Source organism: Paenibacillus sp. FSL R7-0652 (genome assembly GCF_038595045.1).
GTDB lineage: Bacteria > Bacillota > Bacilli > Paenibacillales > Paenibacillaceae > Paenibacillus.
Genome location: NZ_CP152001.1, coordinates 5,731,186 through 5,757,248 on the forward strand (window position 1 = coordinate 5,731,186; position 26,063 = coordinate 5,757,248).

4 protein-coding genes are annotated in these 26,063 nt (G+C 52.5%); all 4 read right to left on the reverse strand.

The features are described from left to right. Positions 1–132: 132 nt before the first annotated feature. From MKY97_RS25165 to MKY97_RS25180, 4 genes are read right to left on the reverse strand one after another with little or no spacing between them, the layout of a single operon-like run. On the reverse strand, positions 133–19,080 hold the full coding sequence (locus tag MKY97_RS25165; protein ID WP_342552937.1) for a non-ribosomal peptide synthase/polyketide synthase: 18,948 nt from the start codon (positions 19,078–19,080) through the stop codon (positions 133–135). A gap of 39 nt (positions 19,081–19,119) precedes the next feature. Beyond that, entirely contained in the window at positions 19,120–20,853 is a 1,734-nt protein-coding gene (locus tag MKY97_RS25170; RefSeq protein ID WP_342552938.1) for an ABC transporter ATP-binding protein, read from the reverse strand. Next, complete coding sequence (locus tag MKY97_RS25175) at positions 20,850–22,676, reverse strand: ABC transporter ATP-binding protein (protein ID WP_342552939.1); 1,827 nt, start codon at positions 22,674–22,676, stop codon at positions 20,850–20,852. The genes MKY97_RS25170 and MKY97_RS25175 overlap by 4 nt, the downstream gene beginning before the upstream one ends. Then, entirely contained in the window at positions 22,666–25,974 is a 3,309-nt protein-coding gene (locus MKY97_RS25180; RefSeq protein ID WP_342552940.1) for an amino acid adenylation domain-containing protein, read from the reverse strand. The genes MKY97_RS25175 and MKY97_RS25180 overlap by 11 nt, the downstream gene beginning before the upstream one ends. Positions 25,975–26,063 lie beyond the last annotated feature (89 nt).

Below are 26,063 nucleotides of genomic sequence, written 5' to 3' on the forward strand. Positions count from 1 at the left end.
TAGTAATCATTTTTTTGTAAAAAGTTAATTAAAATAACAATAAAAAGTCCAACTCCACCACAGATCACCATAAAAACACCCGGCAGGATGCGACCGCGAGAAGCACGGCATACACCCAAACCGGGTAAGAGATTAGAAAATAATATCAATGGCTTCCAGCTCATCTTGTTCCTGTTCGGATTGCCCGTTCAGGGAAATATCTTTCAACAGCACAGAAGGCTGTTCGCAAATCTGGTTGATAATCATGAGCAGATCCTGAGCGAAATTGTCGATCAGATTACGCGTAAACAGCTTGGTGGCATATTCAAACTGCCCATTCATTCCTTCATCCAGCATCGAAATAACCAAAGTAAGATCAAATTGGGAAACCGTATGTGTTTCAGGGTAAGACTCGATCTGGATCTCCCCGAAGTTTTGCACGTTATCTTCCTTCGTTTCCACAGCAAACATAACATCAAATACAGGGTTACGGCTTTGATCTCGCGGCACCTGCAGCTTTTTCACAAGCTCTTCGAACGGATAGTCCTGGTTGTCGTAGGCCCCCAGCATGGTTTCTTTGACCTCATTCAAGTAAGTGATGAACGTTTTCTCTCCGGACGGATAGTGGCGGATCGCCAGCGTGTTGACAAACATCCCGATGAGCGGCTCCAGTTCGGCATGTGTGCGGCCCGACACTGGCGTTCCTATTATGAAGTCTTCTTGTCCCGAGTATTTGCTGAGCAGGATCGAATAAGCAGCCGATAACACCATATACAGGGTGACACCGTGCTCATCTGCAATGGACTGCAGGCTGTCGGTCATTTGCTTGTCAATGTTGAAGGGCAGCACATCTCCTTCAAAACTGCGAACAGCAGGTCTGACAAAATCCGTAGGCAGTTCAAGTGTTGGCAGTTCACCTTCCAGCACGTTCAGCCAGTAAGCTTCCTGACGTTTCAGCTGTTCTTTCACAGGTTCAGACTGCTGCCAAGCAGCAAATTCCTTGTATTGAATCCGGAGCGGTTCCAACGTCTCGCCGTTATAAAGGCGGAGCAGTTCTTCAACGAAGATGCCCATGGACATGCCATCTGTGATGATATGGTGAATGTCCAGCATGAGCAGATGCCGTTCCGCTTCCCACTCGACTAAGCCGACACGCAGCAGCGGCGGCCGTTCCAGATCAAAGACACGCACAAAACTGTCTGCAATGCTCTTTGTTTCGCTTTCCGCTGCTTTCGTGTACTCGATAGCAAATTTCAAGTCCGAATAAATCCGCTGTACCGGTTCTCCGTCGACCATTTCGAACCCTGTTCGCAAAATTTCGTGTCGAGCGATTAATTCATTGAGCGCCAACTCGAATTGATTCCGTTCCAAGCGTCCGACAAGAACGGTCATGCCGGACATGTTGTAACTAAGCTCGGCACCTTCCATCTGCTGCTGAATGTACAGCCTTTTCTGCACGGAGGAAAGCGGATAATGATGCCTCTGATCCAGGACTGGAATCGAGAGATATTCCTGATATTCTAATTGGCTGATCGCTTCAGCCATCGTTTCTATGGTCGAGTGTCTGAACACATCGCGGAGCGGCAGGTCCACGCTCAGTTCTTTGTGCACTTTGCTGACGAGCATCGTTGCCTTCAGAGAGTGCCCGCCAAGGTCGAAGAAGTTGTCCGTCACGCCAATCTTGACTGGCCCGAGTACGTCCTGCCAAATGGTAACCAGTTTCGCCTCCAGCCTGCTGCGCGGTGCAGTATATTCGCTGCCTATGCCTACTCCGGCCTCTGGTGCCGGCAGTGCCTTCCGGTCGATTTTGCCGTTCGGCGTCAGAGGCAGCTGCGCCAGCTCCACGAAGTAGGACGGGATCATGTAGCCCGGCAGCTCCTGTGCCAGCGTGCTGCGCAGCTCATTCACCGCCAGCGCTGCTCCGGTATCCGGTGCATAATACGCACACAGCGCCTTCTGCCCGTTCGCATCATTTCGAACCAGCACCACCGCTTCGCGTACGCCCTCCACCTGCAGCAGCTGCGACTCGACTTCACCCGTTTCAATCCGGTATCCCCGGATTTTGGCCTGGTGGTCAATCCGGCCGATGAAGTCCACATTTCCGTCTTCCATCCACCGCGCCAAGTCTCCCGTGCGGTACAGCCGTTCACCCTCGGCAAACGGGCTGTCCACAAACTTTTCTTCCGTCAGTTCCGGACGATTCAAGTACCCGCGCGAGACCCCAACTCCGCCGATGACTAACTCGCCCAGCACCCCGATCGGCACCGGATTCAGATGGGCATCCACAATGTAGAACTTCGCGTTCAGCCACGCTCTGCCAATCGGAACGCTGCCTGTCTGCGGCAGCTTCGTCAGCGGCTCATCGTAGAAGCTCGAATCAATGGCCGCTTCCGTCACACCGTAGGCGTTGATGATGCGAAGCGATGAACCGAAGCGTTCCTGCAGCGTTCGGTAATCCGCCACACTGCAGCTGTCCGAGCTTGTGATGAGCAGCTCCATTCCGCTGATATCCAGCCCCTGCTCGTACACGTATTCCATAAACGGTACGATCAGCGCCGGTGTGGATTCAAAGATAGTAATTCTCTCCCGCTCCATCCAGTCATGCAGCCGAGACGGATCGATGCGGTCGTCCTTCGGCACAATCACCATCGTGCCTCCGTTGTACAGCGTGCGCGCGATATCACCCACGAACACGTCAAATGAGAAGCTGGCCAGCTGCAGCAGCCGCACCGGGAATTGATCTAACCGGTATTCCCGCCGGTAGCCTGCTGCGGTGTTGACCAGGCTGCGGTGCTCGATCATGACCCCTTTCGGCCTGCCCGTCGTTCCCGACGTGTAGATCACATACGCCAGATCCTCGGGACGGGCTTCATGGAAATCACCCGGGTCAGCAGCATTCGGATGACGTCTATCCTCACCGTCGTTCACAGCTCCTGTCAGCTTGCCAGAGACCACAGCGGAGTCCAAGCTGGAAACCATGTTCGAACCTTGGACACCGCCGATCGGTGCATTTGTCCGTTCATCGCTGTACGATGCTTCGTCGTCGAGATACAGCACCGCTGCCAAGGCCAGTTCCTCTTCGCCCAGCCACGCTTCGGCACGCTCTCGCAGTGCCGTTTGTGTTAGGAGCAGCTTCGCTCTGCTGTCTTCGAGCATGAACCGCACGCGGTCTGCCGGATAATCCGGGTCAAGCGGCACATAGGCCCCGCCTGCCTTCCACACCCCCAGCACAGCCACCAGCAGGTCCACCGAACGCTCGGCAAGAATGCCAACGATGGACTCCCGGCCAATGCCGCCTGCACGCAGCGTACTCGCCAAATGATTCGCCCGCTCGTTCAGCACTGCATATGTCATTCGGTCATTCTCATACACAACAGCCGTCGCTTCCGGTGTGCGCTTCGCCTGTTCCTCGAACAGCCGATGGAATGCAGCCGCAGGAGCCGCTTCCGGCTGTGCCGGATTGAATGCGCACAGAATTTGGTCTTTTTCCATCGTTGTCAAAAGGCCCAGTTCGGATATAGCTGCCGACGGGTTAAGAAGAATAGAGTCAAGCAGCTGCAGGTAATGCGCAGCCAATTTGGCCACTGTTTCCGTTTTATAAAGAGCTGTGGCATACTCAAACAGATATTCCAAGCCTTCCTCAATCTCCGTGACGTCCAGGCTGAGATCGAATTTGGAAACAATCTCTTCACTGTCATATGTCGACAGATGGAGTCCGGGAAGCTGAATCTCCAAATTCTCTGTATTCTGCACAGCAAACATCGTATCAAACAGCGGATTGCGGCGTAAATCGCGAGCTGTGTTTACTTTATCCACCAATTCCTCAAACGGGTAATTCTGATGTTCAAAAGCTCCCAGAGTCGTCTCCTTGATTTCCCTCAAGTAGTCAAGGAATGACTTATCAGCAGCAGGATAACTGCGGATCGCCAAAGTATTAACGAACATGCCGATCAGCGGCTGAAGATCGCTGTGATTCCTTCCTGCAATCGGCGTTCCGACCACCACATCTTCCTGACCTGTATACTTATGCAGTAATATGGTATAACCCGCAAGCAAAACCATGTAAAGGGTTGCGCCGTTCTCTGCTGCAAGCCGCTTCAGACCTTCACTTTTCTCTCTGTTCATGAACAGCTTCAGCGTGCGGCCCTCGTAGCTCTGCATCGCTGGGCGCGGATAGTCCGTCGGCAATTCCAAAACCGGCAGCTCCCCTTGGAACATGTCGAGCCAGTAGGTTTCCTGTTTGGCAAGCTGCATTTTCTGCTCGTCCGATTGCTGCCATACTGCATAATCTTTGTACTGAATGCGGAGCGGTTCCAAAGTTTCCCCGCTGTACAAGCGGACAAACTCTTCAATCAGTACATCGATTGAAACACCATCAGATACGATATGATGCGTATCAAACATCAAAATGTGCCGATCAGGCGCCAGTTCGGCAAGACCTACTCGCAGCAGCGGAGGCTTTGCCAGATCAAACGCACGAACGAATTGGCGCACCGTTTCTTCTGCCTGATCCTCGTTGATTTCAACATATTCCACTTGAAAGATAGCTTCTTCGTAAATCCGCTGCACCACTTCCCCGTTTACCATCTCAAAACCGGTACGCAGCGTTTCATGACGAGCTGTGAGACTGCCGAACGCTTTTTCAAATCTCTGGCGATCGAGTTTTCCTTCAAGCATGACAGCTCCTGGTATGTTGTAGCTCAGCTCGCCTCCTTCCAATTGATTCAAAATATAAAGACGTTTCTGAGCGGAAGAGAGTGGATAATACTCGCTAACCTCTGCCGTAGGAATTGCGGTGAACAAGCCCGTCTCCAGCCGTTCTACAGCAGCGGCCATTTCCTCAACCGTAGAGCATCGGAATACGTCGCGAAGCGGGAATGCTGCGCCCAATTCCTTATGCATTTTGCTGACAAGCGTCGTCGCCCGCAGCGAGTGTCCGCCGAGGTCGAAGAAGTTGTCCGTTACGCCTACCGCCTGCTCCCGAACAAGCACATCCCGCCAAATGGCAGCCAGCTTCGCCTCTAGTTCGGTCCGCGGCGCCACGTATTCGCGTCCTGCGCCTGTTCCCGCCTCTGGTGCTGGCAGTGCCTTACGGTCAATCTTTCCGTTTGGCGTCAGAGGCAGCTGCTCCAGCTCCACGAAATATGATGGGATCATGTACCCCGGCAGCTCACTGGCCATCGCCCGCTTAAGATCCGCTTCCTTCACGCCTTCTGCTGCTGTGTAATAAGCGCACAAAGCTTTCTGACCGACTTGATCTTCCCGGATAACGACGACCGCTTCGCGTACGCCCTCCACCTGCAGCAGCTGCGCCTCGACTTCACCCGTTTCAATCCGGTATCCCCGGATTTTGGCCTGGTGGTCAATCCGGCCGATGAAGTCCACATTTCCGTCTTCCATCCACCGCGCCAAGTCTCCCGTGCGGTACAGCCGTTCACCCTCGGCAAACGGGCTGTCCACAAACTTTTCTTCCGTCAGTTCCGGACGATTCAAGTACCCGCGCGAGACCCCAACTCCGCCGATGACTAACTCGCCCAGCACCCCGATCGGCACCGGATTCAGATGGGCATCCACAATGTAGAACTTCGCGTTCAGCCACGCTCTGCCAATCGGAACGCTGCCTGTCTGCGGCAGCTTCGTCAGCGGCTCATCGTAGAAGCTCGAATCAATGGCCGCTTCCGTCACACCGTAGGCGTTGATGATGCGAAGCGATGAGCCGAAGCGTTCCTGCAGCGTCCGGTAATCCGCCACACTGCAGCTGTCCGAGCTCGTAATCAGCAGCTCCATTCCGCTGATATCCAGCCCCTGCTCGTACACGTATTCCATAAACGGTACGATCAGCGCCGGTGTGGATTCAAAGATGGTAATTCTCTCCCGCTCGATCCAGCCATGCAGCCGAGACGGATCGATGCGGTCGTCCTTCGGTACAATCACCATCGTGCCTCCGTTGTACAGCGTGCGCGCGATATCGCCCACGAACACGTCAAACGAGAAGCTGGCCAGCTGCAGCAGCCGCACCGGGAACTGATCTAACCGGTATTCCCGCCGGTAGCCTGCTGCGGTGTTGACCAGACTGCGGTGCTCGATCATGACCCCTTTCGGCCTGCCCGTCGTTCCCGACGTGTAAATCACATACGCCAGATCTTCGGGACGGGCTTCATGGAAATCACCCATGTCAGCAGCATTCGGATGACGTCTATCCTCACCGTCGTTCACAGCTCCTGTCAGCTTGCCAGAGACCACAGCGGAGTCCAAGCTGGAAACCATGTTCGAACCTTGGACACCGCCGATCGGTGCATTTGTCCGTTCATCGCTGTACGATGCTTCGTCGTCGAGATACAGCACCGCTGCCAAGGCCAGTTCCTCTTCGCCCAGCCACGCTTCGGCACGCTCTCGCAGTGCCGTTTGTGTCAGCAGCACTTTCGCTCCGCTGTCTTCGAGCATGAACCGCACGCGGTCTGCCGGATAATCCGGGTCAAGCGGCACATAGGCCCCGCCTGCCTTCCACACCCCCAGCACAGCCACCAGCAGGTCCACCGAACGCTCGGCAAGAATGCCAACGATGGACTCCCGGCCAATGCCGCCTGCACGCAGCGTACTCGCCAAACGGTTCGTCCGTTCATTCAGCGCTGCATAGGTCATTCGGTCATTCTCATACACAACAGCCGTCGCTTCCGGTGTGCGCTTCGCCTGTTCTTCAAACAGCCGATGGAATGCAGCCGCAGGAGCCGCTTCCGGCTGAGACGGGTTAAACCCGCCCAGAATTTGTTCTTTCTCTGCCCCGGTCAGAAGCTCCAACTGTTTCACACAGATATTCGGATTGGCCGCAACCTGCTCCAGTGCACGGACAAAATGACCGTAGATCTGCCGGATGTCTTCCTCTCTGTACGTCAAGGCATTGTACGTAAACCGGAGCAAAATATGCTCTTCCGGAATGACGGTAATGTCCAAGTCATAGTTCGTTTGCTCTGGTGACTGAATATTTGCAATTTTCAGCGCTTCCTTCTCTCCACCTACGACCTGCTCAATCTGTTCTTCCATCGGATAATTTTCAAAGACCATGATATGGTTGATCAAGTCACGTTTCTGCTCACTTAGCGACTGAATTTCGTACAGTGGGAACGTTTCGTAAGCTCCCGATGCGAGTGCTTGATCCTGAGTTTTCCGCAAGATGTCGGCTGCCGTCTCGTCCGCTCCGCCTTGAATACGGACCGGGATCGTATTAATAAACAGGCCGATCATGCTTTCGATGCCCGGAATTTCAGCCGGACGCCCAGATACAACGGAGCCGAATACGACATCCTCGCTGTTGTTGTACACCTGCAGAACAAGTCCCCATACGGTCTGCATGAATGTATTAAGTGTCACCTGCTGCTGACGTGCCACCCGTTCAATCTGTCCGGTCAGTTCCTTACCGAGTTCCACATTCATTTCAGCCGCTTCAAAAGCACTCTGTTTCAGCTGCGTTCTCTCCTGAGGCAGCTTCGTCTGCTGCTCGTAACCCGCTAAATACCCGGACCAGTAATCCGAAGCACTCGCGGCATCTTGAGCTTCCAGCCATTCAATATACCGGGAGTACGGGGTAACCGGAGGAAGCTCCAGCATCCGCTTTTCCTGGAACGCGAAGTAGGTGTCGAACACTTCCTTGATCATGAAGGACATGCACCAGCCGTCCATCAAAATGTGATGGTGACTCCAGATCACATGGTAAGACTCGTCGCCCGTGCGCAAAACAGTCACACGCATAAGAGATCCTTTGGTCAAATCGAACTTGTTCGCTTTATCCGCGTTAACGAAATTCGCCAGGGTCTCCTCCGGATTTTCATCACTTACGGAGCGAATATCTTCATAGTACACTTCACACTTCCGCTCGCGGAATACCACTTGAATCGGCTCGTCTCTCCAGCCGGTAATAAAGTTGGTCCGCAGCGCTTCATTCCGCTGCACCAGCGTATCCAACCCTTGGGTGAAGGCTTCGATGTTCAAGCTTCCATACAGATCGAAGGTCACCTGTTCGAAGTAAGCTTCCGAATCGGCATCCAGCAAACTGTGGAACAGCATTCCTTTTTGCAGCGGAGTCAGGGTGTATACATTTTCAAGTTCACCGAGTGCTGCCGTATGTTTGGTCAGCTGATCCAGTTCTTCCAACGTCACATCCTGAAGCAGTACGTCGCTAGGTGTAAGCTCCGGCTGCTCTTTCGATATGCAGTGATTGATCACATCACGCAGGCTCGATTGAAGCAGGTTGCCCAAGTGTTCTACCGTTTCCCGTTTATACTGGGTTTCTCCATAACGAATCGTTAGTTCCAAAGTTCCTTCCGACACCATACCATTGATATCGAGTGCAAAATCCATTACTGCATTCGGGCTGGAATCGGAGCCCGGGCTGAATGGGGACGGCTGCGAGCGGCTGCTTTCGTAATCCTGGTCAAACTGACCCAGGTAGTTAAAACTGATCTCCGGTTCCAGAGCATAGCTCTCGCCGTCACGCCCCTCCGCCAAATAACGCAGCAGACCGTAACCGATTCCTTTGTTCGGAATGCGGTGCAAGTTTTCTTTCACCTGTTTCACCTGATAACCAAGCGCCTTGGCAGAACCTGGTTCCAGAACAACAGGGAACTGGCTCGTAAACCAGCCTACCGTACGTGTAATGTCCACATTCGGAAGAAGTTCTTCCCGGCCGTGACCTTCGAGATTTACCAGCACGCGTTTCAGACCACTCCAAGTTTGGATTGCAAGACCCAGCGCGGTAAGCAGCAGATCGTTCATTTCCGTTCGATAAGCATGGTGTGCGTTCTTCAGCAGCTGCTCGGTTTCCTCCGCTGTCCAGCGAACCGTCACGAGCGCACTGTCCTTCAGCTTGGATTTGGATTGTGCAAAATCTTTCGGAAGCGGCTCATAGATTGCCTGCTCGATACGCTGCCAGTACTCTCTCTCGCTTTCCATTGCTGGACCGTTCGCATAATCAGCGAGCTGATTTGCCCACGTTTGGAAAGAATCCGTTTTGAGCGGCAGACGGATCGGCTGCCCCTGCAGTGCCTGCTCATAACCTGTGGCAAAATCCTCGAGCAGAATACGCCAGGATACACCGTCTACGACCAAGTGATGGATCACGATGAGCAGGTGATCGCCATCGTCACAGTGGAACAAACCAAGCTTCACCAGCGGACCGTTTTCCAGATCGATACCTGCCTGAATGTCATTTGCCTTGGCCTCTACCGCTTCTTTCACATCGGAGGTTCCTTTGAGATCAACGACTTCCAGATCGAACAATGCTTCGCTATCCCCGGCAGCCCGGTTCCAGGCGGCATAACCGTTCTCGGTTTGGCGGTAAACCATGCGAAGAGCATCGTGATGCACGACCAGCTGATGCATCGCCTTGCACAAGGCTTCTTCGTCAAAACCATGCACGGAAAACTGCATGAACGCCTGATTGCTGTGGTGCGCATCGGCCGGGTTTTGTTCAAAGAACCAGCGCTGAATCGGGGTCAAAGTAACCTTTCCCATCACTTCAAGCTGGCTTGCCGTTCTGTCCGCTTTTTGCAGCTGCAAACCGAGGGCAGAGATTGTCGGGTAATGGAACAAATCTTTCATGACTAACTTGTACCCCGCTTGCAAAAGACGGGACGATACCTGCAGGGCCTTGATCGAATCGCCGCCGAGCGCGAAGAAATTGTCTGTTATGCTCACCTGATCCACACCCAACACTGACTGCCAGACCGACGCAAGTGCCTGCTCGGCAGGTGTACGCGGTGCCGTATATGCAGTCTGTGTACGAATATTTCCTTCGGGCACAGGCAGCGCTTTACGGTCAATCTTTCCGTTCGGTGTAAGCGGCATTTGATCCAGGCGCATGATGCGCGAAGGTACCATATGGGAAGGCAGCACAGTGTCCAAATGGTTCGCCAGTCCTTCCAGATCAAAGCTGGAATCTGCTGCAACATATCCGCACAAATATTTCTGCCCCCGCTCGTCTGTACGGTCGATGACAAGCGTCTGACGTACACCATCAGCATTTTTCATGACCGCTTCAATCTCACCAAGCTCGATTCGATAACCGCGAATTTTCACCTGGTTGTCGATCCGGCCGATGAAATCAACATTGCCGTCCGGCATCCAGCGTGCCAAGTCGCCCGTTCGGTACAGCCGCTCTCCGGTGGCGAATGGACTGTCTACGAATTTCTCCTCCGTCAAATCCGGCCTATTCAAGTAACCGCGGGCCACACCCGCCCCGCCGATAACCAGCTCACCGAGTACCCCGATCGGAACAGGCTTCAGATTTGCATCTACGATATAAAACTTGGCGTTCAGCCATGCTTTTCCAATCGGTACACTACCTGTCTTCGGCAGTCTCTCCAGCGGCTCGTCATAGAAGCTGGAGTCGATTGCCGCTTCCGTTACACCGTAGCTGTTAATAATACGGAACTTCGAACCGAAACGCTCCTGCAGCGTACGGTAATCCGTCACGCTGCAGGCATCGGAGCTTGTGATCAGCAGCTGCATGGAGCTGAGTTCCATACCTTCGGCATGTACATGCTCCATGAATGGAATGATCAGCGCCGGAGTCGATTCGAACACGGTCACAGCATATTCGTGAATCCAGCCGTAGAGGCGAGTTGGGTCTATCCGATCATCCTTCGGCACGATGACCATGGTACCGCCGTTGTACAGCGTGCGCGCAATGTCTCCAACAAACACATCAAATGAGAAGCTGGCCAGCTGCAGCAGCCGGACCGGGAACTGATCGAGGCGATAATGCCTTTGGTAGCCCGCTGCCGTGTTCACCAAGCTGCCGTGTTCCACGGCTACACCTTTAGGTCGTCCGGTAGTACCGGAGGTGTAGATGACATACGCCAAATCGCCGGGCTTGTTCACCTTCGCCGGATTCAATGCGAGATCCACCGTCCATCTGTCCTGCTCGGCTTCTACGGCAGCAGCAGTTTCTTTGGCTCCAAGGCTGTACGTCGTAGTGTCATCGATTGCAAGCACCGTTTGCAGCACTGGAGCCCCGCCGCTGCACCAACCTTCCGTCTGCTGCAGCAGATGAGTCTGCGTGAGAAGCACTGACGCCCCACTGTCCGTGAGCATATACTCGATTCGTTCCGCTGGATAGTCCGGGTCGAGAGGCACATAAGCACCACCGGCCTTCCATACAGCGAGCACCCCGATCAACAGCTCTGCCGAACGGTCAGCCAAAATGCCAACCACCTGCTCGGGTTTGACGCCGCGGGAGCGCAGTGCATATGCCAGATGATTCGCTTTGGCGTTCAGCTCCGCATACGTCAGCTTGCTGTCTTCGTAGACAACCGCCAGTGCTCCCGGATTGCGTTCCGCCTGTTCCTCGAACAGCTCGTGGAACGTTTTCTCTCTCCACGATTCATCCGTTTCCAAAGCTGTCCCCTCTGCGGCGGACTGTACTGCAGGCTTCGAGGACGACACGTCAAACCCAACCAGCAAATCATGATTTTCGCTGTCCGTCAGCATATCCAAATCTGAAATCTGCGCACCTGGTTGAGTCAGAATCGAGGTTAAAAGCTGCTCATAATGCCCTGCCAGCCGTACAATCGTTTCATGTCTAAATAACGAGGTCGCATACTCCATTTTGCAAACCAGTTCGTTACCCCATTCCACAATATCTAAGCTGAGATCAAACTTTGCTGTCTTTTCCTCAATGTCAAACAGCGACCACTTCAGGCCTTCCAAAGTTAAATCCAGACTTTCGTGCTTTTGCAAAGAAAACATAGTGTCAAACAGCGGGTTTCGACTTAAATCCCGGCTCACCTGAAGCGACTCCACCAGTTCCTCAAATGGATAGTCTTGGTGCTCGTAGGCTCCAAGCGTCGTTTCTTTTACTTCCTGCAGGTAATCCCGGAATGTTTTCTCCGCTGCCGGGCCTAAGCGAAGAGCAAGCGTATTCACGAACATACCGATAATCGGCTGCAGATCGGCATGAGAACGTGCAGCAATCGGCGTACCGATTACGATATCTTCCTGTCCCGTATATTTATGAAGCAGTACGGAGTATGCAGCCAGCAGCAGCATATACAGCGTTGCCCCTGCATCCCCGGCAAGCCGTTTGAGAGCTTCACTTTTCTCCGCATCCAGCGTGAATGTGAGTGTTTGACCGTCAAACTGCTGTACGGCCGGGCGGGAGAAATCGAGAGGCAGTTCGAGAACTGGAAGCTCCGCGCCAAATACTTTGCGCCAGTACTCCTCCTGATTTTTAATGCGCTGACGCTGCTCCTCGGATTGCTGCCAAACGGCGTAATCCTTGTATTGAATCCGCAGTTCCGGTAATTCATCCCCATTGTAAAGCCGGACGAACTCGCGCAGAAGCACATCCATGGAAAGACCATCCGAAGCAATATGATGAATATCCAGTGCGAGCAGAAATTGATCTGTTTCCAGTCCGAGCAGCAGGGCACGCAGCAGAGGCGGCCGAGTCAAATCAAAAGGCTGAATGAAACCTTCAAGAATGCTTGCTATCTGTTCTTCATCTGCTTGAAACTTCTCGACCTTGAAAGGTACATATGGATAAACACGCTGCATTGGCTCCCCATCTACGATTTCAAAACCGGTACGCAGCATATCGTGCCGGGTAATCAAGGCAGTTAGCGCCTTCTCCACTTTTGCCTCATTTACAGCCCCTTTCAACAGCAGAGCACTCGGAAGATTATAATTCAGCTCCGCGCTGTCCAGCTGGTGCAGGACGTATAGTCTTTTTTGTGCGGAAGAAACCGGATAGTACGGCTTCTCTTCCGCCTTCGGAATCGAGCTGTGCTGCAATTGTTCCAGGCTGGCAATAGCCGCTGCCATCGACTCTACCGTCATATAGCGGAACACATCGCGCAGCGGAAATTCGACGTTCATTTCCTTCCGAATCCTGCTGACAAGGTTTGTTGCCCGCAAGGAGTGGCCCCCAAGCTCGAAGAAATTGTCCAGAACTCCAATGCCGGAGTAACCCAGCACTTCCTCCCAGATTTTCACGAGTCTGGACTCTGTCAGGTTGCGCGGCGATATATATTCGACACCCGTTTGCAATTCGCCCTGCGGTTCAGGCAGCGCTTTGCGGTCGACTTTGCCGTTGGATGTCAGCGGCATACGCTCCAGCTGGACAAAGTATGACGGGATCATATAACCCGGCATTCCCTGAGCCAATGCGGTTCTCATCTCGCTGACCGTCAGCGTACGGCCCGCCACAAAGTAAGCGACCAGCAGCTTCTCACCTCCGCCGTCCTGGCGGGCAAGCACAACGGCTTCTTCGACGTCCTTGACGTTCAGAAGCTGTGTCTCGATTTCATCCAGTTCGATCCGATAGCCCCGAATTTTGACCTGATGGTCGATCCGGCCCAGATATTCGATACTGCCATCCGGCAGCCAAGCCGCCAGGTCGCCTGAGCGGTACAGCTTCTCCCCCTCCGCAAATGGAGAATCAACGAACTTCTCCGCTGTCAGATCCGGACGATTCAAGTATCCTCTCGCCAGTCCTTCCCCGGCCACGTACATTTCGCCCGCAGCGCCGATCGGCACAGGACGGCGGTTTTCGTCCAGCACGTATACCTTCAGTGTCGGGATCGGTTTGCCGATATTGCTCTTCGCCGCCTCAATCTCAATCCATGTAATTTCCTTATAGGTCACGTGAACGGTCGTCTCGGTAATGCCGTACATATTGATCAGCTTCGTATTCGGGTACTTCGTCTTGAAGCCCTTGAGCAGCATGGGACTCAGCGCTTCTCCCCCAAAGATGACGCTGCGAATCCGAAGGTCATATGCATGATCCGCTAAAGCCTCACGCATCAGTTGATAGAAGTACGTCGGTGTCTGGTTCAATATCGTAACCTGTTCGCGGCCCAGCAGCGCCAGGAACGCAGACGGGTTTTTCGCCGTCAGCGGCGGCACGATGACCAGCTTGCCTCCGTACAGCAGCGCCCCGTACATTTCCCACACAGAGAAATCGAAGCAGAACGAGTGGAACAGCGTCCACGTATCGGACGGGCCGAAATCGAACAGATTTCTGTCGTTGAACAGAAGGCGCACGACATTTTTATGCTCAATCAACGTTCCTTTCGGTTTCCCGGTTGTTCCCGAAGTGTAGATGACATAGGCCAGACTGCCCGGCCCGGAAATGGGCTCCAAGTTTGAACCATCCTGCGAATCGGCTGGTTGCATCCCTTCGTCTCCCCATACGTAATCGTCTAATTCGAGGCGAGTTCCGGCATAATCCGTCTTCTCGTGCAGCTGCTTTTGAACCAGCAGTAATGCCGCGCCTGAATCTTCGATCATGAAGCGGATGCGCTCCGCCGGATAATCGGGATCGACAGGCACGTAGGCTCCGCCCGCTTTGAGAATCGCCAGAATACCAACGACCATATCAAGCGAACGATCGGCCAAAATAGCTACCAATTGGTCTGCTTCTACTCCCGTCTCCCGCAGTTTCCGGGCAAGGCGGTTGGAGCGCTCGTTCAACTCGCGATAGGTCAGCTGATGATCGTTCATAACCGCAGCCACATTGTTCGGGTAACGCTCCGCCTGTTCTTCGAACAAGCCGTGAATTGTCTGCTGTCTCGGGTAGTCTGCCTCCGAATCGTTGAACCCGCAGATCAACTCATGGATTTCCTCCTCCGTCAGCATTTGAAGCGATGCAATATCTCCTTCTGGTGCTGCTGCAATGGTTTCGAGCAGTTTGTCATAATGAACAGCGAACCTTTCCGCAGTTTCTTGTTTAAACAAAGCAGCAGCGTACTCCAATCGGCATTCGAGCTGACCATCCAGCTCCGAAATATCCAGAAGCAGCTCAAACTTGGATGTGCGGTTTTCCAGCGGATAAAAGGACTGCTCCAATCCGTCAATGACAATCTGCTCATTCTCCGTATTCTGCAGGGAGAAAAACGTATCAAATAGCGGATTCCGGCCGGCTGTTCGCGGAATTTGGAGACTTTCTACCAAGTCTTCAAACAGATAATTTTGGTGTTCAAAGGCCCCGAGCGTAATCTCTTTGATTTCTTCCAGATACGAAAGGTACGGTTTGGAACGCTCTGGACGGCTGCGAATGACCAGCGTGTTGATAAACATCCCTATGATCGGATGCACTTCTTCCTGTGTTCTTCCGGCAATTGGCGTTCCTACGATCAAATCTTCCTGACCCGAGTATTTATGCATAAGGATGGAGTAAGCTGACAGCAGTACCATGTACAGGGTTGTACCTGTACGTGACGCCAGTTCTTTCAGCTTCTCCGTTCGCTCTTTCCCGATATAAAACGTCACGGTCCGGCCGTCAAAGCTTTGCACTGCAGGGCGCGGGAAATCTGTCGGCATCTCCAGAACCGGCAGCTCGTCCGACAGCTGTTCCAGCCAGTATTCCTTCTGCGGCAGGAGCAGCTGCTCGTATGCTTCAGAATGCTGCCAAACAGCATAATCTTTGTATTGAATGTGCAGCTGGGGCAATTCCTCGCCCCGATACAGGCGGCTGAACTCATCGAAGAGGAGCGCTGTTGAAATGCCGTCCGAGACGATATGGTGCATATCGAACAGCAGTATGTGGCGATCCTCGGCGACTTCGATCAGACCGATGCGGAGAAGTGGGGGCTTGGTCAGATCAAACGGGCGATAATAAGCTTCCACCACTTGATTCAGTTCCTGCTCGCTCGCCTGAAAATAATCTACATTAAACTCCACTTGGTCATAGATGCGCTGTACAAGCTCGCCCTGCACCTGCTCGATCCCGGTACGCAGTGTTTCATGGCGCTGAATCAGCGCTTGGAACGCGTGCTGTACACGCATGCGGTCCAGCTTGCCTTTGAGAAGAAGCGCCGCCGACATATTATAGCTGCGCTCGCTTCCATCCAGCTGACGCAGGACGTACAGACGCTTTTGCTCTGACGAAACCGGATAATATTCGGCCTCGGCCGCTTTTGTAATTTCATACACCTTCTGCTGCCTTAAGCCGCCGATTCTTTGAGCCAGCTGTTCGATCGTGGTGCAGCGAAAAACATCCCGCAGGGGGACCTCAACCTGCAGCTCTTTCCGAATCTTGGAGACAAGCATGGAGGCGCGTAAGGAATGACCGCCCAGCTCAAAGAAATCGTCATGGACTCCAACCCGAGCAATACCCAGCACCTGCTGCCAAATGAGCGCAAGTCTTATTTCCAGCATGGTTCGAGGGGCCGCATACTCACGGATTGCCGCTGCATCTCCTGTCGGTTCAGGCAAAGCCTTACGATCAATTTTGCCGTTCGGGGTGAGCGGAAGTTTATCCAGAGACATCAGCCGGGCCGGGATCATGTGAACGGGCAGCTCCTGCTTCAATTGGAACAGAAGATCGCTCAGCTGCAGAGAAGCATCCGCTGTCACGTATCCGCATAGATACTTCTGCCCCTGCTCATCCATACGATCGATAACTACGGCCTGCTTGACGCCTGGAAAACGCAGCATGACCGTTTCAATTTCGCCCATTTCAATCCGGAACCCGCGAATCTTCACCTGATCGTCGATCCGACCAATGAAGTCAACGTTACCGTCTTCCATCCAGCGGGCCATATCCCCTGTCCGGTAGAGACGCTCGCCCGGAACAAACGGACTGTCCGCAAACTTCTCGGCGGTTAGGTCCGGACGGTTCCAATACCCGCGTGCTACCCCCGCACCGCCGATGACAAGCTCGCCAGAAACCCCTACAGGAACCGGCTTTAACGCGGCATCCAAAATGTAAAAGCGGGCATTCAGCCAGGCTTTGCCAATCGGCACATGTCCCGATGAAGGCAGCTTGTCCAGCGGCTCGTCGTAAAAGCTGCTGTCGATGGCCGCTTCGGTCACGCCATAACTGTTGATAATGCGGAAATGTCCGCCGAATCTTTCCTGCAGCAATCGGTAATCGTTGACACTGCAGGCATCCGAGCTGGTGATCAGCAGCTGTAAGGAGCTGACGTCAAGCCCGTTTTCATATACATCCTGCATGAACGGCAGGATGAGCGCAGGCGTGGATTCGAATACTGTAATGTTTTGGTCCCGAATCCAGCTGTGCAGGCGGCTCGAATCGATGCGGTCATCCTTCGGCACAATTACCATTGTGCCTCCGTTATAAAGCGTCCGCGCGATATCTCCAACGAATACGTCAAACGAGAAACTGGCCAGCTGCAGCAACCGCACAGGGAACTGATCCAACCGGTACGCTCTGCGGTATGCATCCGCCGTATTCACGAGACTGCCATGCTCAATCATGACACCTTTCGGGCGTCCCGTCGTGCCCGAGGTGTAGATCACATAAGCCAGATCTTCCGGATTGATTCGGGCAGATTCAAGTTCTAAAGCTTGGGTATTCCCGTTATAAATCTGTTCATCGTCCATGGCATAAACCGTTTGAAGATTAAGCTGGTCATCGACCAACCATTCTCCGGCACGCTCTAACAGATGACGCTGCGTAAGCAGTACCGATGCCCTGCTGTCACTGAGCATATATTCAATCCGTTCCGCCGGATAATCAGGGTCGAGCGGAACATAGGCTCCGCCTGCTTTCCAAACGGCGAGCACCCCGATCAGCAGTTCTACCGAACGTTCCGCCCAGATTCCTGTAATCGTCTCCCTTCCTACGCCCTGTTCGCGAAGGAGAGAGGCCAGCCGATCGGCACGTTCGTTCAATTCGCCGTAAGTCAGCTGTTTATCCATATAGACAACTGCCGGATGATTCGGAATTTCCAAAGCAAACTTTTCAACATACCAATGAAATGCTTCTCTCCTGCCCGGTTCTTTCACCGATGGGTTAAACGTATGAAGAATGCGGTGTTTCTCCGCATCACTCAGCAGCGTAATCTCACGTACCAACAGTTCAGGAGTCTGAAGAAATTGGTCCAGAACGGTTACATACTGTTCCATAATCCGGTCAATTTCGGCTGTTTCGAACAGACCCGTACGATACGAAGCGTGGAGGATGACATGGCCTTCACTAAGCATATGATCAAAGCGCAGCAGCAGATCGTCCACTTCATGCCTGGCAAAATGAGCTTCCAGACGCACCTTGATTTCCTCGTACTCTACGATTTTTAAAGGCAGATATTCCAAAGAAGTGCGGAAAAGTCCCGAAAGATCACTGCGCTCATGCTGCTCGCGTAAATCTTGAATTAATTGGTTATAAGGGTATTTTTGATACCTCAGATCCGCTGTATTTTCCTTTGAAACGGTTTGAATCAAGGAAAGTATGTGCTCGTCTGGATTCAGACGAACCCGCGTAGCCACAGTACTGACAAACATACCAATCGTTTCTTTTTCTTTCCTGCTGGTGCGATTGGCGAAAACGGTGCCGACTGGAATATCGGTACTGTCGGTCAGCTTGTATAACAAGGCATACATAGCAGACAGAAACAACGTATATAAGCTGACTTGATACTGCTCGCTGAAAGCCAGGATACGTTCATACCGGGAACCATCCAAAGTGATGGACAGTTTATTGGATTCACTGCCGATTGAGAATGGCGGAACCGATTTAATACCGGTCGTTTCAGGCAGCGTACTGTATTTCGTCAGCCAGTATTCCTTCCCTTTTTGATAACGTTGTGACTGTTCATATTCACGCTCAGCGGAAATATAGTCCAGATAGGAAGGGGCATCGTAATTGCTGCGGATGCCTTTGCGCAGTTCCAGATATTTTTCCATTACTGCATGCAGCAGTGCGGTAACGGACAAACCGTCGGCAATAATATGATTTATCGTCAAATTGAGCCATACCCGACCATTAGCAAAATGGATAATTGTAAATTGATGAAGGTGTTCGTCGAACACACTGGCGGGCTTTTCGCTTATTTCTTTTACCCAAGTATTAAATTGTTCGATTGTATCTATTTGAAGATGGCTTATTCTCGCTTGAACATTCTCCAGCTCTTCAAACCACTGCGTTGGGTTCTGTAAATCCCCGTCAATGCGAATACGGAAAGCATCATAGGTTTTGACGATCTCTGCCGCCGCTTGTTCTAGAAGCTGTGTATCGATCTCGCCAGTAATCTGGTAAGTCGCGGAAAGCATCGTGATCGATGTCCCCGGATTCATAATTTCCATCAACCATATGCGGCGCTGGGCTTGCGTTAATCCATACTGCTCGTTGGTATTCTCTCTCATATCGACACACTCCCGTTCTAGAGATTGTTTGTAGACAGACTAACCGTACAGCCGGGCATAATATCCTCCAAGCGTCAACAGATCCTGATGGCGTCCTCGTTCAACGACCTTCCCTTCGTTCATAACGGTAATCACATCCGCATGTTCCACGGTGCTGAGCCGATGGGCAATCAGAATGGTCGTACGCCCCTTCATCAATACGTTCAGAGCCTGCTGTACCCAGTGCTGGGATTCGTTATCCAGCGCGGAAGTTGCTTCATCCAGCAGCAGAATCGGGGCATTTTTGAGAATTGCCCGGGCGATCGAAATTCGCTGCCGTTGTCCGCCGGATAAGGACGTCCCTCGCTCTCCCACTGGTGTCTTGTACTGTCCAGGAAGTTCCTGAATGAAGTGATGAGCGTATGCCGCCTTGGCTGCTTCGATCACTTCCTCATCCGATGCATCCGGGCTGCCGTAGCGGATATTCTCCTCAATCGTGCCGGTAAACAAGAATGGTTCCTGCGGAACGTAGGCAGTCTGTCTGCGGATTTCATCCAGCGTGTATTGGCCGAACGGTTTGCCTAAAAGCAAAATTTCCCCGCTGTCCACAGGATAAAAGCCAAGCAGCAGCTTGATCAGCGTACTTTTCCCGCTGCCGCTGGCTCCCACAATCGCGGCGACTTGACCGGGAAATACCTGCATGGACATACCTGCAAGTACCTTTTTATCTGTTTGATAGGAAAAATCCACGTTACGAAACTCCACTGCAGCCTCTGACACAAGCTCACTATGAGGAGATCCCAGTCGCTCCGGTTCTTCTTCCTCATTCAGCACCTCCTGAATTCGATAGGCACCCGCGAGTGAGTTTTGGGTCATCGACAGTACCATCCCTAAGTTCAGCAAGGCGTGTGTCAGATTCACCTGCAAAACCGCCAAAGCCGCGACGCTTCCCATCCCCATTAGTCCGTAGGCATACAGCAGACTGCCGATGACAATGATGCCGCAGAACGTGACGTAGCTGATAAAATGATTCACCGCAACCTGCATACCGTTCTTATGTGCAGTTTGCCGAAGCGTCTGAGTCATCTGCTCGTTCAACGATTCGTACTGGCTGTATATCGTGCGAATGCGGAACAGCTTTACAATTTGAATACCGCCCATAAAATCCTTGAATTTTTCAGTCATTTTACCCAGCGTTTGCAAGCCTTGTTCAGACAGAACCCGAATATCCCGTGCAAATTTCAGGCTGACCACAGAAGACAGCAGCAGGATGACGAAGGATACACCGGCAAACCGCCAATCAATCAGCACCATGGAGACAATGGAACCGATGCAGAATACAATTTGAAGCAGCAAAACAAAGTAAACCTGTGAAAATGTAAACTCAACGGTTGTAACATCGTTGTTCACTCGTGACAGCAGATCTCCATGATGCGTCTGCTCCAGAAATTTAGGCCGGACCCGGCACAGCTTGTCATAAAGACGTTCCCGAATTTTCAGTACGGTCAGCTCGACACTGCGCTGATATAAGTAAATGAACCAGGGAGATATCAAATTTTCCAAAAACAGAGCGGCCCCTAAAATAACAAAAGCATCCACCATCAAGGACGTATCACGGGAAACGGCGAAATCAACCAAATTATGTACGACCAAACTGAAGGCGATCAGGAACAATGTCTGGGTGAGCGCCGTTACAGCAAGACCGGTGGCGTACTGGGTTTTGTGCTTACGATTCATAAACGTCAGTAAATAGCCGAGTTCTTTTACTTGCGATAGCCTTCCGCCCTTTTTCATGTATACGCCACCTCCCTGCGTTCAGCTGACTCGGTAAATTCCTGGTAGTACGACTGGGCGTACAGTCCTTTCATCTCCAGCAATTGTGCATGAGTGCCCTTTTCAACAATATTTCCTTGTTCCATCACCCAAATTTCGTCGACACTTTGAACTGTAGATAACCGATGGGCAATAACCACCGTTGTTCGCTGCTTCATCAATACATCCAGTGCTTTCTGAACTGCGCTTTCCGACTCCGAATCAAGAGCCGACGTAGGCTCGTCCAGCAGCAGCACGGGAGCATCTTTCAGAAAAGCCCTGGCCATTGCAATGCGCTGACGCTGCCCTCCGGACAAAAAGCCTCCACGCTCTCCGACATACGTCTGGTAACCATCCGCGAGCTGCATAATAAAGGAATGTGCCTGGGCAGCTTTGGCGGCTGCCATAATCTCGTCCATCGATGCTGTCTCCCGCCCACAGCCGATATTTTCGGCAATCGTGCCGCTAAACAAATATGAATCCTGAGTGACTACGGAAAAATGCGACCGGAGCTGCTCTGGATTGGCACCGTTGATCCGGCTGCCAAATACACGAATCTCGCCCTGCTTTTCCGGAATCGGATAAAATCCACATACCAGCTTAAACACCGTACTCTTGCCTCCCCCACTGGCTCCGACAAGAGCGATCGTCCTGCCTTCAGGTACCACGAAGCTAAGATTCTGCAGAATCGGGGAGTGCTCCTCATACCCGAAAGTTACATTCTTAAACTCGATAGGAGCTGCACTTGCTTTGGGAAGCGAATGGCCATGTTCCGTTTCGGTCGGCTGCTCGACGATTTCAGAAACCCTTCTGAGGGCCCCCGCCATTTCAAACGTCCGCGTGATAAGTTCGGGAATATGTTCCAGCGGCTCCAGACACAGATTCAGTAAATACAGAAAGGCAACAAGTTCTCCCGCACCCAGCTGTCCTTGGTAGATCAAGTAGCTTCCATAACTGACAGCGAATATGATCGGACTGATCATCAGCGTGGAGAGCAGTGGATTAACCCAAGCTTCTCGCTTTTTCACAGCAAGCTTTTTTTGAGCCGTCAATTGAAGCAGTACCTGGTAGGAACGAGATAACATGCCGGACAGCAGATAGCTTTTTACAACTGCCATCCCGCCAAGCGTATCCTGGAGATTGACATTCATTCGGCCCATGTTCGCCTGGGCTTCCTCCGTTAAGCGTTCGAGCTGCTTGCCGATCCATTGGGAAACCAGCAGCGCCGCGGGAAACAACAGAAGACTGTACAGCATCATCTCCCACTGAAGGTAGATCAAATAAGAGAAACAGCCAATGAATAATAGCGGATGATAGAACCACTGGGCCAGGTCCCGAATCATAAACTGCTGGATGAGCTGCAGGTCGTTGTTGATCCGCGATAACATGTCGCCAGAGTGCTGCTTTTCCAAATAGGAGACCGGGAGTTTGCCAATATGACGCATAACATGGTTGCGGATATCCTCCACTGCAGAGGCACTGCTTCGCTCTACGCCAAAGCTCATGAAATACTTTGCCGGCACCCCAATCAAAATGACCACAAAGACCGTGTACACAATTTGCAGAACGACTGGCCCCGCTCCCTTCTCAGCCTGGGTGGTCAGCTGCTCGATCAAACTCCCCGTCCATATTTCAATAACTGCAGCTGCAATTGCGGACAAGGTACCCACAATCATCCAACCTTTGTGACGGCTTACGTAGGACATCAGCCAGCAGAATGCTTTCCATGTGGTATAAACGGTTTGACGCTCGGAAGATGCCGCTGTACCTTTTTTTTCAACAGATGCCTCCCGGTCAGCTTCCATGCAGTACCCCAACCTCCACTTCGATCTGCCGCTTGATCTGCCCCAAGATGTCCCGGATGACGGCAGCTGTTTCGTCCACACGCGCGAGTTCCAGCAGTTCTTCATGCGCGCCCTCCAGCCGATAATCAGCGTAGTTACCTGTCGTTGCTTCCTTCCAGGACGGCAAATGATGCTCCAGACGGAATGCTTCACTATCCTTCGCAATCAGTTCGTAGATCCGGGCCTGAATGGTGCCGGAGTTAATGAGCTGCGCTTCGTAAGCCAAGGTCGCTTTGACCTTCCGATGAACCCGCTCCCGTACGAGCGGACTGCTCATTAATTCCTTCTCTTCTTCGTCGAAATCGGCAAGCATCTCTTCAAGCTCTTTCTCCGACGTTTCGGAAGGCGTAAGCGTATCCTTAATCCACGAGTCCACCATAAGCACATCCGTTACGGAGTATCCCCTTTTCTCCATCGTTTTGGCTACCTCAAACGTCAGGTTGCCTCCGAAGCAGTAACCAAGGAGGACGTAAGGCCCTCTCGGCTGGATGCGGACGATCTCGTCCACATAACGGTTCAGCATCGTCTCGTAATTGACGGCACCATCCATAAAATCAATACCGTAGAGCAAGAACTGACCATCAAGCCTGCTTGCGAGCTCCCGATAACCGATGCCAAATCCGCTGCCCGGAGGGAAGCAGAACACATTCACATCCCCTGCTTTATTCAGCTTAATGAAGGAGTCTCCCCCTCGATCCAGTCCCAGGTCTCCTTCACTGAAAGCCATAGCTTCAACGGTTAAATTATGAAACTCCCGGTTGAGCGGTATCTCAATACCCGTTTCATCGTAAACGGCCTGAACGAGTCTCATCAGGCTTAACGAATTACCACCGAGTTCAAAAAAGTTATCCTTGACGCCAACCTGCGGAGCGCCCAGAATATCCTGCCAGACCCGGGCAATTTTCATTTCGAGCAGCGTCCTCGGCGCAGTATATTCCGCCTCCCCGGCTGAAGCTTCCTCTGGCGCAGGCAGCGCTTTGCGGTCGATTTTCCCGTTCGAGGTCAGCGGCATCTGGGAAAGCTGCACGAGGTGCGAAGGTATCATATATCCCGGAAGCTTCTTGGCCAGTTTCTCCTTGAGTTCATGCGCAGCCAGCCTCGTTTCCGCAACATAATAAGCGACAAGCTGCTTGTGGCCATTCGCATCTTCGCGATCAAGTACCTTGGCTTCCTGCACGGCGGAGATCTTTAGAAGCTGTGTCTCGATTTCATCCAGTTCGATCCGATAGCCCCGAATTTTGACCTGATGGTCGATCCGGCCCAGATATTCGATACTGCCATCCGGCAGCCAAGCCGCCAGGTCGCCTGAGCGGTACAGCTTCTCCCCCTCCGCAAATGGGGAATCAACGAACTTCTCCGCTGTCAGATCCGGACGATTCAAGTATCCTCTCGCCAGTCCTTCCCCCGCCACGTACATTTCGCCCGCAGCGCCGATCGGCACAGGACGGCGGTTTTCGTCCAGCACGTACACTTTCAGTGTCGGGATCGGTTTGCCGATATTGCTCTTCGCCGCCTCAATCTCAACCCATGTAATTTCCTTATAGGTCACGTGAACGGTCGTCTCGGTAATGCCGTACATATTGATCAGCTTCGTATTCGGGTACTTCGTCTTGAAGCCCTTGAGCAGCAGCGGACTCAGCGCTTCGCCCCCAAAGATGACGCTGCGAATCCGAAGGTCATATGCATGATCCGCTAAGATTTTACGCGTCAATTGATAGAAGTACGTCGGTGTCTGGTTCAATATCGTAACCTGTTCGCGGCTCAGCAGCGCCAGGAACGCAGCCGGGTTTTTCGCCGTGAGCGGTGGCACGATGACCAGCTTGCCTCCGTACAGCAGCGCCCCGTACATTTCCCACACAGAGAAATCGAAGCAGAACGAGTGGAACAGCGTCCACGTATCGGACGGGCCGAAATCGAACAGATTTCTGTCGTTAAACAGAAGGCGCACAACATTTTTATGCTCAATCAACGTTCCTTTCGGTTTCCCGGTCGTTCCCGAGGTGTAGATGACATAGGCCAGGCTGTCCGGCCCGGAAATGGGCTCCAAGTTTGAACCATCCTGCGAATCGGCTGACTGCGTCCCTTCGTCTACCCATACGTAATCGTCTAATTCGAGGCGAGTTCCAGCATAATCCGTCTTCTCGTGCAGCTGCTTTTGAACCAGCAGTAATGCCGCGCCTGAATCTTCGATCATGAAGCGGATGCGCTCCTCCGGATAATCGGGATCGACAGGCACGTAGGCTCCGCCCGCTTTAAGAATTGCCAGAATACCAACGACCATATCAAGCGAACGATCGGCCAAAATAGCCACCAATTGGTCTGCTTCTACTCCCGTCTCCCGCAGTTTCCGGGCAAGGCGGTTGGAGCGCACGTTCAACTCGCGATAGGTCAGCTGATGATCGTTCATAACCGCAGCCACATTGTCCGGGTAACGCTCTGCCTGTTCTTCGAACAAACCGTGAATCGTTTTTTCACGATCGAACGCTGCTTCAGTATCATTAAAACGCTTCAGCAGCGTTTCTCTCTCTTCCGAGGAGAGCACATCGATCTGCCCAAGCTCCAAATCCGGTTGTAATAGAAGTATGGATAGCAGGCTTACAAAGTGGTCTGCAGCCTGTTCCATAAATGCCGGATTGTATCGATGCCTGTTAAAACTTAGCTCCAGTTCGATGGAGTTGTCTCGGCAGTCGAACTGAAAAATCGTATCGGAAGCTATCTGCTTAGCCAGCACTTCCGAATGAATCGGGGCAAAGGATACAGCGGTGTTAATGACCGGGAGACCGTCTCGCGTATAGGCCAGATGCAGCGGCTCTACCATTTTCCGGAAAGGCAGATGCTGATGCTCCAGCGCCTCACCGATAGAGGTCTTGATGCCCGTCAGCAGCATTTTCAACGTAGTCTGGCAGTTTACAGACGTCTTGATCACCAAGACGTCATGCGGCGGAGGAATCTCACCCGGGTCTGCGCTGTAGGAGGGCATGCCCACCAGTACTTGTTCCTGCGCGGTATATTTGAACAGCAGGCTTTTTACACCTGCCAAAACAATCATGTACAAAGCCAAATTCGAACCGTTGGCAAGTCGAATAAGTCTCTCTGAGAGTTCGCTTGGCAGGGTACGTCGAAGCGAACCTGGCTCGGCCGCGGCTTCTCCATCGGCAGATAACTTGGAGGATTGGCTGTAGGGAAGAAAACTCAAACTGTCAGCGGGATCAAACTTGCAGCTCCAGTACTGTTCTTCCTTTTCAAACAATGATTTCATTCGTACCTCCTCTAAAAATGAAATGATCGCATGCCCCGGCACAGGTCCGAAATAACTTTCGGCCTGCGCGTCTAGGGGCCTGCATAGTG

What these genes read in the sequence shown, in the direction of transcription:
- MKY97_RS25175 (WP_342552939.1), bottom strand. Translation starts at nt 22,676, where the DNA reads ATGGAAGCTGACCGGGAGGCATCTGTTGAAAAAAAAGGTACAGCGGCA.
- MKY97_RS25165 (WP_342552937.1), bottom strand. Translation starts at nt 19,080, where the DNA reads ATGAGAGAGAATACCAACGAGCAGTATGGATTAACGCAAGCCCAGCGC.
- MKY97_RS25180 (WP_342552940.1), bottom strand. Translation starts at nt 25,974, where the DNA reads ATGAAATCATTGTTTGAAAAGGAAGAACAGTACTGGAGCTGCAAGTTT.
- MKY97_RS25170 (WP_342552938.1), bottom strand. Translation starts at nt 20,853, where the DNA reads ATGAAAAAGGGCGGAAGGCTATCGCAAGTAAAAGAACTCGGCTATTTA.